The 12919-nt window shown below is 69.6% G+C and carries 11 protein-coding genes and 1 pseudogene; 9 read left to right on the top strand and 3 right to left on the bottom strand.

All coding sequences use genetic code 11. The features are described from left to right. Window positions 1–82: 82 nt before the first annotated feature. The 5 genes from STROP_RS15100 to STROP_RS15085 all read left to right on the top strand — a co-directional run bounded on the left by STROP_RS15100 (window position 83) and on the right by STROP_RS15085 (window position 5397). Window positions 83–2359: a transglycosylase domain-containing protein gene (locus STROP_RS15100; RefSeq protein WP_012014230.1), complete on the top strand. Its 2277-nt coding sequence runs from the start codon at window positions 83–85 to the stop codon at window positions 2357–2359. 191 nt (window positions 2360–2550) lie between these two features. Continuing rightward, complete coding sequence (locus tag STROP_RS25215; protein ID WP_018831071.1) at window positions 2551–2691, top strand: hypothetical protein; 141 nt, start codon at window positions 2551–2553, stop codon at window positions 2689–2691. A gap of 374 nt (window positions 2692–3065) precedes the next feature. After that, window positions 3066–3245 carry a 50S ribosomal protein L32 gene (rpmF, locus tag STROP_RS15095; RefSeq protein WP_026275260.1) on the top strand — a complete coding sequence of 60 codons (180 nt, stop codon included), beginning with the start codon at window positions 3066–3068 and terminating at the stop codon, window positions 3243–3245. After that, on the top strand, window positions 3242–4480 hold the full coding sequence (locus STROP_RS15090) for a GTP-binding protein (protein WP_043535410.1): 1239 nt from the start codon (window positions 3242–3244) through the stop codon (window positions 4478–4480). Before rpmF ends, STROP_RS15090 begins: the two co-directional genes overlap by 4 nt. Window positions 4481–4704: 224 nt before the next feature. Then, window positions 4705–5397, top strand: a complete 693-nt coding sequence (locus STROP_RS15085) for a VOC family protein (RefSeq protein ID WP_012014228.1) — start codon at window positions 4705–4707, stop codon at window positions 5395–5397. An 81-nt stretch (window positions 5398–5478) separates the two neighbouring features. Here the strand turns inward: STROP_RS15085 and STROP_RS24445 are convergent, their stop codons facing one another. Together STROP_RS24445 and STROP_RS15080 are read right to left on the bottom strand one after the other, a co-directional pair. Next, a complete protein-coding gene (locus tag STROP_RS24445; RefSeq protein ID WP_230582505.1) occupies window positions 5479–5610 on the bottom strand; it encodes a nuclear transport factor 2 family protein in 132 nt (43 codons plus the stop codon). A gap of 182 nt (window positions 5611–5792) precedes the next feature. Further along, entirely contained in the window at window positions 5793–7193 is a 1401-nt protein-coding gene (locus STROP_RS15080) for a hypothetical protein (protein WP_012014226.1), read from the bottom strand. Between the two features lie 660 nt (window positions 7194–7853). Between STROP_RS15080 and STROP_RS15075 the strand changes: the two are divergent. The 4 genes and pseudogenes from STROP_RS15075 (at window position 7854) to STROP_RS15060 (ending at window position 11522) form a co-directional block, all read left to right on the top strand. Next, a pseudogene (locus STROP_RS15075) lies at window positions 7854–8435 on the top strand (Scr1 family TA system antitoxin-like transcriptional regulator). Then, window positions 8426–8608: a DUF397 domain-containing protein gene (locus STROP_RS15070; RefSeq protein WP_028568155.1), complete on the top strand. Its 183-nt coding sequence runs from the start codon at window positions 8426–8428 to the stop codon at window positions 8606–8608. Before STROP_RS15075 ends, STROP_RS15070 begins: the two are co-directional and overlap by 10 nt. Before the next feature lie 203 nt (window positions 8609–8811). Further along, window positions 8812–9621 carry a TrmH family RNA methyltransferase gene (locus STROP_RS15065; RefSeq protein ID WP_028569502.1) on the top strand — a complete coding sequence of 270 codons (810 nt, stop codon included), beginning with the start codon at window positions 8812–8814 and terminating at the stop codon, window positions 9619–9621. A gap of 110 nt (window positions 9622–9731) precedes the next feature. Continuing rightward, window positions 9732–11522: a PucR family transcriptional regulator gene (locus STROP_RS15060; protein ID WP_012014222.1), complete on the top strand. Its 1791-nt coding sequence runs from the start codon at window positions 9732–9734 to the stop codon at window positions 11520–11522. Here the strand turns inward: STROP_RS15060 and STROP_RS15055 are convergent. Then, a complete protein-coding gene (locus tag STROP_RS15055; RefSeq protein WP_012014221.1) occupies window positions 11491–12864 on the bottom strand; it encodes a MurL-like N-terminal domain-containing in 1374 nt (457 codons plus the stop codon). The two genes, STROP_RS15060 and STROP_RS15055, sit on opposite strands and share 32 nt — an antisense overlap. Window positions 12865–12919 lie beyond the last annotated feature (55 nt).

Raw genomic sequence — 12919 nt, 5'->3', positions numbered from 1 at the left:
GGCGGTGTGCGATCTCATGCCCGTTTTATCCACCGGAGCGATGCCCCGGGCGGTTGAGCCGTGAAACTGCTGGCAGTAGCCGGTGAATTGGCTGACAGTCGTCGTTCAGGCTGGCCGGTTCGCGTATTTCCTGGCAATCCTGGACTCCATGGCCCTGCCCCGTACGCCGTTGTCTCGGCTGTTCACCGTGCTGCTCGCCGGCCTGCTTGCTGGTGTTGTCCTGGCGGTCGCCGTGCTGCCCGGCAACCTGCTGCTCGGGTTCGCGGCCCGGTCGGTGCTCGGGAGCTACTCGTCGCTGCCGGATGCGCTGCGGACCCCGGCCACACCGCAGCGCTCCTACCTGTACGCCAACGACGGCACGACGTTGATCACGAGCTTCTACGACGTCAACCGTACCGACGTGGGGCTCGACGAGATCGCACCGTCGATGCAGGCGGCGATCGTGGCGGCCGAGGATCGCCGCTTCTACGACCACGGTGGCGTGGACCTGCGGGGGATGGCCCGGGCCCTGGTCGCCAACGTGACCGGCGGCGAGACCGCGCAGGGTGGCTCGACGTTGACCATGCAGTACGTCCGCAACGTGCTCAAGACCGATCCCGGACTGACGGCCGAGGAACGCGCCGCGGCAACCGAGCAGACGGTCGAGCGCAAGCTTCAGGAGATCCGGTACGCCAACGCGCTCGAGCAGCGGCTCAGCAAGGACGAGATCCTCAACCGTTACCTGAACATCGCCTACTTCGGCTCCGGCGCGTACGGTGTCTCGGCGGCCAGCCAGCGGTACTTCGCCAAGACCCCGGCGGAGCTGACCCTCAGCGAATCGGCGCTGCTCGCCGGCCTGGTGCAGTCGCCCGAGGCGTACAACCCGATCGACGGCGACCAGGAGGCGGCGCTGGTCCGGCGGGCGTACGTGCTCGACGCGATGGTCGCCACCGGCGAGATCACCGCCGGTGAGGCCGCCACCACGAAGGTGGAGCCGCTGACGCTGCGCCCCACCGCCCAGCCCAACGGCTGCACCGCCCCGGCCAACGGCAACGACGACTGGGGCTTCTTCTGCGACTACCTACGCCAGTGGTGGCTCACCCAGCCGGCCTTCGGTGAGACCGTCGAGGAGCGGGAACAGGCACTGCGCCGGGGCGGCTACACCGTGGTCACCTCGCTGGATCCGGCGGTCCAGGCGACGGCGCAGCAGCAGGTCACCAGCGTCTACGGGTACGACAACGAGCGAGCGTTGCCGGTCGCGGCGGTGGAGCCCGGCACCGGCCGAGTGCTCGCGATGGCGGTGAACCGGCACTACAGCCTGGAGGCGAACCCGGCCGGGCAGCCGAACTACCCGAACACGGTGAACCCACTGATCTCCGGTGGCGACAGCGTCGCCGGCTACCAGGCCGGTTCGACCTTCAAGCTGTTCACCATGCTCGCCGCCCTGGAAGCGGGGATGCCCCTCTCCACCGGCTTCGACGCGCCGAGCCAGTTGCCCACCCGGTACGAGGCCGAGGGCGACGGCAGCTGCGACGGACGCTGGTGCCCGGCCAACTCCAACCCGGAGTGGATGGACGGCTATCGGATGATGTGGGACGGCTTCGGTCGTTCGGTGAACACGTACTTCGTCTGGCTCTCCGAGCAGGTCGGGCCGGAGAAGGTGGTGGAGATGGCGCAGCGTCTCGGCATCACCTTCCGGTCCGAGGCCGACGCGGCGTTCGCGGAGAACAACGCCGAGAACTGGGGTTCGTTCACCCTCGGCGTGGCCGCCGCCACCCCGCTGGACCTGGCCAACGCGTACGCCACCGTCGCGGCGGAGGGGACGTACTGCGCGCCGCTGCCGGTGGTCTCGGTGACTGCGCCGGACGGCTCGGCGGTGTCGGTCGGGCCCTCCTGCGAGCGGGTGCTCGACGCGGATGTGGCGCGGGCCGCCACCGATGCCGCCCGCTGCCCGGTCGGCCAGCGCTCCTCGGCTGACCAGTGCAACGGCGGCACCGCCACCTCGGTGAACCAGATCCTGGATGGCCGGCCGGTCGCCGGCAAGACCGGCAGCTCCGAGGGAAACGCCACGGAGACCTTCGTCGGCTTCACCCCGCAGGTCGCGGTCGCCGGCATCGCCGCGAACCCCGACGACACGACCGACCTGGTGGGCAAGGCGGTGCAGGCGCAGGTGATCGACGCGGTCGCCGAGGTGATCTCCACTGCCGTGCAGGGAGAGCCGGAGCAGGGGTTTGTCGCGCCCAGTCCGGAGCTGGTCGGTGATCCGCGTACCCCGGCCGAGGACCCTGAACAGGGTCGTGGGCCGCAACGGGAGCCCGGCGACGACCGTGGCCCGTTCGGCGAGTTGCGCCGCTGGCTCGACCGGCTGAACCGTGGCTGATCACCAACGTGGGTTGATCGGCCAGCGGTCGAGCCTTCCCGGTTGGCTGTGCTGGACCTCGGTGTCCAGGACACCCCGTACGGCACGGCCCGCCAGGCGTTCGCTGTCCGGGCGGGCCGGGTGGCCGACGACGAGTCGCTGCGGCTGGCGTGGTCACGTCGCGGAGCGCCGCAACGACTAGGCGGACGTGGATGGCGGGTGGACGCCTCGCTGTCACGGCCACGGAGTTCGAGCGGCTGCCGGCCCCCGTGACGGCCGAGGTGACGGCCGAGGCAGAGCTTCTGCGTACTGTCCGTGGTGCGGCCGACGCTGAGGTACGGGTCGAATCCTGATCCGTCGATCGCAGCCTCGGCGCGGCGATCAGATCCCTGGCCTGGCGACTCGTCGCCCGCCAGGTCGGAACGCGCCACTACCACTGCACGCGCCGTACCGGATTCGATGTCAATCAATGACCACGAACGTGGGCTCTGGGTGCAGCATCGGCCGACCGGGTAACGGATGGTCACCGGTAACCCGTCGAGGCCGGGGAAGTCTGGCGGGCCGGCGGGCTGTCCCGCTCGCCGTGCCCGGTTCGAGGGCCATGACCTGCCGCAGCGCGATGGCCGCCGCGGTGTCCCACCTCACTCCGAAGATCGGGACCGGCAGTTATGGAAACGACAACCGTTGCCGATAGGATCTGGTGCGACGTGTCGAGAAGGAGATCCTCATGGCCGTTCCCAAGCGGAAGATGTCGCGGTCGAACACCCGGCATCGGCGGGCGCAGTGGAAGGCGAGCGTGCCGCAGTTGGCCCCCTGCCCCTGTCCACGAAAGGAGATGGTGGTGCCGCACCGGGCGTGCACGCACTGCGGCCTGTACAAGGGGCGCCAGGTGGTGGATACGCCGTGAGTGACCGGCTGCCGGTGACGGTGCTGTCGGGGTTCCTCGGGGCCGGCAAGACCAGCCTGCTCAACCATGTCCTGGCTAACCGCGACGGACTGCGGGTAGCGGTGATCGTCAACGACATGAGTGAGATCAACATTGACGCCGCGTTGGTCCGCGACGGCGGCGCGTTGTCGCGTACCGAAGAGCGGCTGGTGGAGCTGACAAATGGCTGCATCTGCTGCACGCTGCGCGACGACCTGCTCGACGAGGTGGCGCGGCTGGCGCGCCTGGGCCGGTTCGACTATCTGCTGATCGAGTCCAGTGGGATCTCCGAACCGATGCCGGTGGCCGCCACGTTCGCCTTCGGCGTGGAGGCCGGACAGATCCTGGACGACCTGGCCCGGTTGGATACCACGGTCACTGTGGTCGATGCTGCTGGTCTGCTGGCTCGGATCGAGGCGGGGGAGACACTTGAGTCGCGCGGCCTGGCCGCGTACGAGGGGGACGACCGGAGTATCGCGGACCTGCTGGTTGACCAGATCGAGTTCGCCGATGTGCTGGTGGTCAACAAGACCGATCTGTTGGCCGCGGAGGACCTGACGGTGGTGGAGGCTCTGCTGACCCGGCTCAACCCGGCCGCCCGTCAAGTTCGTGCAGTGCACGGCCGGGTGGCACCAGCGATGATCCTGAACACCGGCTGGTTCGACCTGGAGCGGGCGGAGACCGCGCCCGGTTGGGTGGCTGAGCTCAACGGCGAGCACGTGCCGGAGACCGAGGAATACGGCATTTCCAGCATCGTGTTCCGCGACCACCGGCCGTTCCACCCGCAGCGCCTGTGGGAGCTGCTCGCCGACGGCCTGGATACCTTCGGAGTGGTGCGATCGAAAGGGTTCCTGTGGCTGGCCAGCCGCCCGGACGTGATGGCCCTCTGGTCACAGGCCGGTGCGTCCGGCCGGTGCGACCCGGCGGGTGTGCCGATCGCGGTGTCTGGGGAGTGGCCGGAGGACCCGGCCGAACGGGCGGACCTGGAGTCCCGCTGGCATCCGGTGTTCGGTGACCGGCAGCAGGAACTGGTCCTCATCGGCGTCAACCTGGACAGCGAAGGGCTGCGGGCTGCCCTGACCGCCTGCCTGCTCACCGATTCGGAGGTCGCCGCCGGGGAATCCTTGTGGCGTGCACTGCCCGACCCGTTTCCCGAGTGGGACTTGGGTGACCTACACGAACACGAACACGACTTCGCCGAGCCGGTCCAGACCTAGGGTCATGTCGACGATGTCAGCCCCCGCCGACATCGCCGGCCGGACCCGGACTGATCCCACTGATCGTCCCCGAGGCCAAGCGGATATTCGCCACCGCCCTCCGGCGCCGGTAAAGGGGATAGCTTCCAGGAGTCGATGAGGCGTTGGCCGCAGTGGCGATTGTCGCCCAGCGCCCCGTAGCCATACGGTCAGAGTTCCTATCCGTTACTTCATAGGGGAATCGCGTGCGTTGCAGCCACATCCTGCACCGGGTGGATGACATCCACGCCGCAGTGCGAGCGTTCCAGCAGCTCGGGTTCACGGTCGTCTATGGTCGTCGGCCCGACCGCAGTTCGAATGCGTTGATCTGGTTCGAGGAGGGTCCGTTTATTGAGCTGGTCCGGGTTCCGCGGCTGTCTCTACCGCTACGGTGGGCGGTCCAGTTGTACGGCGGCCGTGGCATGCGGCGGCGGGTGGAACGGTGGGCCGGACGGGACGGTTCGTGGATCGATGTGTCCGTCGAGACCGACGACGAGTCGATCAGCGTTGAACGGGACCGGCTCGTCGCCGCGGGCGTGCCGATGAGCCGGATTCTGAACATGCGCAGGTCGACCCCGGACGGCGTCACCCTCCGCTGGCAGCTCGCCGTGCCGCAGGACCCGAGCCTGCCGTTCGCCATGTCCGCCTACCGGCCGCAAGCCCGGCCGGAGCGGGTCGTGCATGCCAACGGCGCCACCGCGGTCGCGCGCGTCCACGTCGCGGTCCCAGCGGCCACCCGTGCGGCCTGGCAGTCACTCCTCGACGGTGAGGACCCGTGGATCCGGTTCGCGGACGGTGACGGCGACGGCGTCCAGCTGGTCGAGCTGTCGGGTCTGACCGCGCCCCTTGATCTGGAATCCATCGGTGGGCTGCCGCTACAACCGGTCGACTCGCCATGACCACGCTCGGTGGAGGCCGCTCCACGCGGTACCGGGCGCTGCAACCCGACGAGGGCGCGGATCAGTCATCGTCAATCCAGGTCAGTGGGATAGATGCTCATGCACCATCTGCCACGAGCCATCCCGACGTGTCAGTACGTTCGTCCCCCGCCCGCCGCCAGATCGTGGCTGGCCGTCCACCAGCCCGGACCAGGTGAACCGATACCAGCACACCGCCACAACGTCGTCCGTAGCGATCCAGCGGACATCGCAGTCGTGGCTGTTAATGGCCTGTTCCGTCACGCGATAGCCGGGTGTACCGCGACGGCGACTCCGTCCCACGACAACCAAACGGGTTCCGCTCCGCGCCACACGGGCACGGGGCGGAACCCATGGTGTTGTCCGGCGCGATGGCCTCAGCCCGGGCAGCCGACAACGTTCACGCAGTTGTTGGGCCGGTTCTTGATGACAGTCGTGCCAGTAGCCGTGTTCAGCTCGACCGTTGCACCCGGCTCGTTGAAGATTCCACCACCGTCGGTGACGGCGATATTCTTCTTGATCGTGCTGCTATACAGGGCGAGCGCGCCGAGTGCGTCATTATAGATGCCCGCACCACGAGCGGCACGGTTGCCACGGATCTGGGTGTCGAACAGTGACAAGTCGCCAGCGTTGAAGACGCCTCCGCCATCGGTGTTGGCGGTGTTGTTGCCCTCGATGACACTCTGCCGGACGACGGCCGAGGAGGCGCCGACAAGTAGCCCGCCGCTTCCAGCGCGGGCGGCGTTGTCAGCGATGACGACCCGGTGCAGGGTGATCTGCGAGGTAATGGACGCCACTCCGCCGCCCTCGACGTTGGAGGAGTTTCGGACTACCCGAGAGTCGGTAATTGATGCGGTTCCTCCGGTGACGAGCAGTCCACCGCCGACCACGGATGTTGCCCGATTCCCGGTGATTGCACTGTGGGCAGCAGTAACGGTGCCGGTGCTGGAGATGCCACCACCATTGGTGGCGACGTTGCCGTCCACAGCGGAGGAGTGAATCCTGAGCACGCCCGTGTTGAGGACTCCACCCCCGTTCTCGCCGGCGATGTTCCGTTCGATGCGGGAGTGTGTGACGGTGGTGGTTCCCAGGTTTCGGATGCCACCACCCCCCTGTGCGCTGATGTTGCGCATGAGCATGGTGCGATCAAGGGTGAGAGCACCACCGGTGTTGACGAAGATCGCCCCGCCGTTTTGGACGGTCTGCGCGCCGGTGATGGTCAGGTGGTTGAGGGTGAGGTCACCGCCGGTGTCGACGGTGAGGATCCGGAACTGGTCAACCGCAGCTGCCCGCTTGATAGTCGTGTGCTTACCACCATTGAGCGTGATCGGGGCGGTAATCACGGGCAGACCAGCACCCCCGAGATCAGCGGTGAGCAGGTAGGTGCAGCCCTTGGCCAGGTCGAGCACGGCACCACCACGCGCATTGCCCGCACTGATCGCGGCAATCAACGCGTCCGCATCGCACGCGACCGGCACACCCTGCCCCTTACCCCCCTTCCTCCCCTTGGCCTCACCCAAGCCCTCGACAGCACCCTTGCCGTCGTCGCGGTACCCGCCTCCGGGCCGATCCCCAGCGGACGCCCCCGGCTGCTCCTCGGCGCTGGTGAGGACACGTCCGCCCGCACCGACGGCCGGTGTCGCCACACCACCAACGACAGTTAATGCCAAGCCGGTCATACCCACCAAGCCGACGACCCACCACCGCCACCGTGGTCGTGCAGGGTCACCACCAAAGCGATCCCACTCGTGTCCGCGGTTGTGGTCCTGATGTCTCATCCGGTGTCAACGCCCCTTCCCAGCGAACGGCGAGGAACCCTGCCAGCCGCGAGGGCCGGGACGGCGCTCCTCGGCTACCGAACAGGCGGTAGCACCCAACCCCGGACGCTAAACCGACACCGCACGCAGACAAACACGAAACCGAAAAAAACGCTGAAACGGGGCAGCGCTATGTGGCGATGAAGCCGGCCAGTGCGGTCATCTGCCGGTGGCGCCCCGGTCGCCACCAAAGATGAGACAGTGTCACAATCGACGCACCCTGCACCCCAGGAAACGTGCTGGCGGCAAAGCGCGGGTGTGGTCTATTGACCTTGAATGTGTTGCCGGGGAGCTGTTGAAACGGCGCGGAATGGCTCAGTCGGCTCCGCGCGGCACTCGGCAGTAGTGGTCCGAGACGACGGTTTGTAGTGGCCCCGACCAGCGGCTTTTGATGCATCGGTCATCCTTGCTTTCGCGGCTGGTGGATTGCCCTGAACCCATTCCGGGTGCAGGCGCTCCCTCAGCTTCTCCGACGAAATTCGGGTCCTCCCCCGACGTGTGTCCATGACGGACACTCTTTCAACACGCCATGGGATGAGTACACAGCATTTGTGCACGTTGTTGGGACGTCCGAGAGCATCCCTTGAATGGAGGCAGGATGAACTATGCATTGCAGCGGCCATGGTCGAGGCGGGGGAGACCGCGGAGAGTCTGGCTGCCCAGACCGGTGTTGACCCGAAGACGGCGGCGCGTTGGACTACGCCGGGACGCGTTCCGCAGCCCCGTCGCCGGGTGCAGGTGGCCACCATCCTCGGCCGGGACGTTGAGGACCTTTGGCCGGATGTCGTCAAACGTCGCGAGCCGGAGTGGTTGCGGGAGTGGGTTGACTGGGAGCGCGAAGCGGTCGCGGTGCGCTGGTTCGAGCACACCTGGATACCCGGCCTGCTCCAGACAGAGGACTACGCCCGCGCGACCCTCGCCGGCGAGGCGCTGACCCCGGGCGAGGTCGACGAGCTCGTCGCCTCCCGGATCAGCCGACAGGCCATCCTCCGCACGGACCGCCCCCGCTGCTGACCGCCGTCATCTTCGAGGGGGTGCTCTACCAGTCGGCCCACGTCGACAGTCAGGCGCCCGCGCAGATCCTCCGCCAGCCCGCCGACGTTGCTACCCTGAGCCGAAGGTGGGAGCGTATCCGGGGCGAAGCCCTCCCCCGAGCTTTCCTCCTTGGAGCTGATCAGGGAAGCGCCGGGATCATGGACCTGACCGGTGCGCGATGGCGCAAGAGCGGCAACAACGGTGGCTCGTGCGTCGAGGTCGCCGACAATCTTCCGGGCGTCGTCGGCGTGCGGGACTCCAAGGATCCGACCGGGCCGGCGTTGGTCTTCGGCCCGGCGGCGTGGCGGGCCTTCGTCACCCAACTCACCGACGGCAGCTGACCGACGGCAGGAGAGCGCGCCCGCCCCGGCTCGGGGCGGGCGCGCTCGTGTCCCCGCGTCGCCCACGCTCCTCCCGCCCCGACTGTCGCTGCTCGTCACATGCCGGGCCGAGCAGGCACTCCGGTCGAGCAGGCACTCCGGTCGAGGAGGGCGTCCGGCCGGGTGGGCGGGGTGTCGTCAACGGCGTCCGGCAGAATCGTCCGGTGCCCGTCCACCAGATCACCGACCCCGACGACGACCGGATCGCCGACTACCGCGCGCTCACCGACGTGGAGCTGCGGACCCGCTGGGAGCCACCGCACGGCCTCTTCATCGCCGAGGGCGAACTGGTGTTGCGGCGAGCGCTGCGCGCCGGCTACCCGGCCCGGTCCTACCTGGTGGACGCCAAGCGGGTGGAGCAGATCGCCGACCTGCACACCGGCGAGGCCCCGGTCTACGCCGCCACCCCGGACGTGCTGCGCCAGATCACCGGCTTCCACGTACACCGGGGCGTTTTGGCGTCGTTTCGTCGCCAGCGGCAGCCGACGGCCGCCGAGGTGCTCGGCACCGCCCGCCGGGTGGTGATCCTCGAAGACGTGAACAACCACACCAACCTCGGCTCGATCTTCCGGGCCGTCGCCGGGCTCGGTGTGGACGCGGTGCTGCTCTCCCCGACCTGCGCCGACCCGCTCTACCGCCGTAGCGTCCGGGTCAGCATGGGGGAGGTGTTCGCCGTGCCGTACGCGACGCTCGGCCCCTGGCCCGACGCGCTCGCCGAGGTCCGCGCCGCCGGCTTCTCCGTGCTGGCCCTGACCCCCGCCCCCGACGCGGTGCCGATCCAGCGCCTTGAACCAGGCCAGCGGGCCCGGGCGGCGCTGCTGCTCGGCGCGGAGGGCTCGGGCCTGACCCGGGAGGCGATGGAGGCCAGCGACGTCCGGTTGGTCATCCCGATGCGCCGCAGCGTCGACTCGCTCAACGTCGCCGCCGCCACCGCCGTCGCCTGCTGGGAACTGGGCCGGGACGACCCGCTCTGACCACTGGTACCGGGCGCCCCGCGCCGCGCTGCGCACCGCTGTCCACCCCCGGCCGCCGCCGCGAGGCACGGGAGCCCGGTGACCAACGTCATACGAGGTAGCGTGTCGCCGTGTTCCCCACCATTCGGGAAGTGCTCGCGCTCGAACCGGTGCGCTCCGGCGCGCCCCGCGTCGTCGCCGGCGAAGCCGCGTTGGACCGACGGGTCCGCTGGGTGCACGTGGCCGAGGTGCCCGACATCGCCACCCTGCTCGGGGGCGGCGAACTGGTACTAACCACCGGGATCGGGCTGCCGGCCGACAACGCCGGGCTGCGGGCGTTCATCGCGGACCTGGCGGCTGTCGGCGTCGCCGGCCTCGTCGTCGAGCTGGGCCGCCGCTACTTCGGCGGGGTGCCCCGCGCGATGGCCGCCGCGGCCGCCCGACACGGGCTGCCCCTGGTCGAGCTGCGTCGGGCCACCCCGTTCGTACGGGTCACCGAGGCGGTGCACGCGTTGATCGTGGATGCCCAGCTCGCCGAGTTGCGCGCCACCGAGGAGATCCATCAGCGCTTCACCGAGCTCTCGATGGAGGGCGCGGGACCGGAGGAGGTGGTCCGACAGGCGGCTGAACTCTCCGGCTGCGCGGTGGTGCTGGAGAACCTGTCCCGGCAGGTGCTCGCCTACGACCCGGCGGGCGGCAGCGCCACGCTGCTGCTCGACGGCTGGGAGCAGCTGTCCCGGGGGATTCTGCCGGCGGGCCGGACCGCGTACGACGTGGACAGCGGCTGGCTGGTGACCATGGTCGGTGCCCGGGGGCAGGACTGGGGGAGGCTGCTGGTGCGCTGGCTCGGTGGCAGTGCGGCGTCCCCCGGAGATCGGCCGGACACCCCGCCCACCCGACTGACGATCCTGGTGGAACGGGCGGCGTCGAGCCTCGCGCTGGGCCGGCTGATCCGGCGGGATGCCGAGGGCCTGGAACGGCAGGTGCACCGTACCCTGCTGGCGGCCCTGCTCGATCACGCCCGGCCGGTGGACGAGGTGGCCCTGCGGGCCCGCGCCCTCGGTGTGCCGTTGGAGGGGCGGCACCTGGTGGGGGTGGTGGTCCGGTACCGGGCCGACGATCCGGATCAGGCCATGTCCGACGAGGGCGGTCACGTACCCGGGGGAGGGCCGCGGGCCGGCTCGGTCCGGCTGCGGGAACTCGCCGAGGCAGTCGGCCACGCCGTACACGAGGCGCAGCTGACCGCGTTGACCAGTGCGCTCGACGACCAGGCGGTCGGTGTGCTGCTCGCGTTGCCTGACCATTCCGGCGAAGAACGGGCTCTCACCGCCTTCGTCGCGGAGCTCCGCCGGGCCCGCCCCGAACTGTTCCCCGGGCGAGTCAACGCCCCATCAAACGGCGGGCGGAGCACGGGCCGCCCCGACCCGGCCGGCACCACCGTGATCGGTGCCGGCTCGGGCGTGGGCAGTCTGCGGGAGGCGCGCCGCTCCCTGGTCGAGGCGCGGCAGGTGGCCGAGGCGGCCCGCCGGGATCGGCGGGACCTGCCGATCTACCGGTTGCCGCACGTCGGGCTCGCCGGCCTGCTGCACCTGCTGCGAGACGAGCCGTCCCTACAGACCTTCGTCGAGCGGGAGCTGGGCGCCCTGCTGTCCTACGATGCGCAGCACCCCCGGGAACAGCTACTCGGCACGCTGCGGGCGTACCTGGAGCAGGGCCGGAACAAGTCTGCCGGCGCCGTCGCGGCGCACCTGTCCCGCCCGGCGTTCTACGAACGCCTGGCCCGGATCGGTCGAATCCTCGACGTGGACCTCGACTCGGTGGACGCCTGCCTCGGTCTGCACGTGGCCCTGCTGGCCCTGGACGCGATCCGCAGGCCCGTGGCGGCCAGCGTCACCCGGGCAGGTTCCGAGCCGGCTCGGTGAGGGAGCCGAGGGCGTCGGCGTATCGGGTGGGGGTGAAGCTGGGTCCGCCCGGTGTGAAGACGGCGGAGGTGGCCGCCGTCTTCCAGGCCGTCTCCGGGACCGCGTCGATCAGGGCGCTTACCACCGGCGCGTCGCGCCATCCCGACTGCTCCCCGAGCAGGCTGAGCGCCACCACCGACTCCTCGACCTCGCCGACACACTCGAACGGCTTGTGCCCGTCCACGCCCAGCAGCTCCCGGTAGCCGGGTAGTTGCGCCGGGTCGGCCAGCAGATCGCCGCCGAAGACACGGGTGATCCGCTCGCGCGGCATGAACGGCGCCAGGGCGAGGAAGACGAACCGGCACTTGGGGCAGTCCCGGCACCAGCGATCACTCGCGCCACGAAGCTTGAACGCGGCGTTGCAGCTGGTCACCACGTCGTCGTAGCCGCCGATTCGGGCGAAGGTCCGGGCGATGTGCAGCTCCGAGAGCTGGCGCAGCAGGGAGAAGTACGGGTCGGTGAGACCGGCGTGCTCCTCGAGCGCCCCGCGCAGCAGTCCCTCCGCCTCGACGCCCTTGGACCACTGGTGATTGATCTGGTGCCCGTCCCAGATCAGGTTCGGGTCCGACGCCGAGCGCTCGTTGGACATCACCACGGGGCCCAGCCCGTTCAGCACCGAGGTGGCCACCGCGATCAGCGAGTTGATCGCGGTCACCGGAATGTGGCCGTTCAACGCACCGGCGGCGTTCAGGTCGAACAGCACCGGGTCGATGCGCCGTCGTGCCGCCAGCGCCGGCAACCCGGAGGCGACGTTCACCGCCTCGATCACCCGGTTGGGGTTGACCGAGAACGGCAACGGGTCCAGCCCGTCCCGGCGCAGCGCCTCCAGGCTGACGATCGAGTCCTTGCCGCCCCCGACCGCCGACAGTGGTCGCCGGCCGTCGGTGTCGTACCCGACCGGTGGGGTGACCTCACCAGAGGGCACCTCGGGACGCAGCCGCAGCACGTGCGGCAGCGCGTTGCGGTACGCGTACTCCGCGAGGCCCTTGGTGTAGACGGCGGTGACCAACGCGACGGCGGACGGCCCCAGCGGAGCCGGCAGCACCAGCCGGTGCGGGGCGGCAGTCTTGTAGTAGCTGACCCCGGCGATCACGTGCAGGAGCTCCAGGACCCGCCCCAGGGTGGCTACCCGCTCATCCGAGGGGGGTGACGCGGGCAGCGGGAGGGTGATCACCTCCGTGAAACGTTGCTCGCCGTCCGGCCCGGTCAGGGCGTAGTCGAACAACGCCTCCCCGGTGGACAGGTCGAAGGAGTAGGACGGGAAGGTGAAGGCGTCCATCCGCCGCAGCTGCTCGTTGGGCACACGCCATACTAGGCCCTGGTTCGTCCGCCGTGCCCGAGTGCGCCCGGACCGCCCA

The sequence above is a fragment of the Salinispora tropica CNB-440 genome, assembly GCF_000016425.1.
Taxonomy (GTDB): domain Bacteria; phylum Actinomycetota; class Actinomycetes; order Mycobacteriales; family Micromonosporaceae; genus Micromonospora; species Micromonospora tropica.
The sequence above is the reverse complement of the archived record's forward strand: the minus strand, read 5'-3'. Positions and strand labels throughout refer to the sequence as shown.

Excerpts from the sequence above, each read along its gene's own strand:
- STROP_RS15080 (WP_012014226.1), bottom strand. The coding sequence starts at position 7,193 with ATGAGACATCAGGACCACAACCGCGGACACGAGTGGGATCGCTTTGGT.
- rpmF (WP_026275260.1), top strand. The coding sequence starts at position 3,066 with ATGGCCGTTCCCAAGCGGAAGATGTCGCGGTCGAACACCCGGCATCGG.
- STROP_RS15070 (WP_028568155.1), top strand. The coding sequence starts at position 8,426 with ATGGACCTGACCGGTGCGCGATGGCGCAAGAGCGGCAACAACGGTGGC.
- STROP_RS25215 (WP_018831071.1), top strand. The coding sequence starts at position 2,551 with ATGGCGGGTGGACGCCTCGCTGTCACGGCCACGGAGTTCGAGCGGCTG.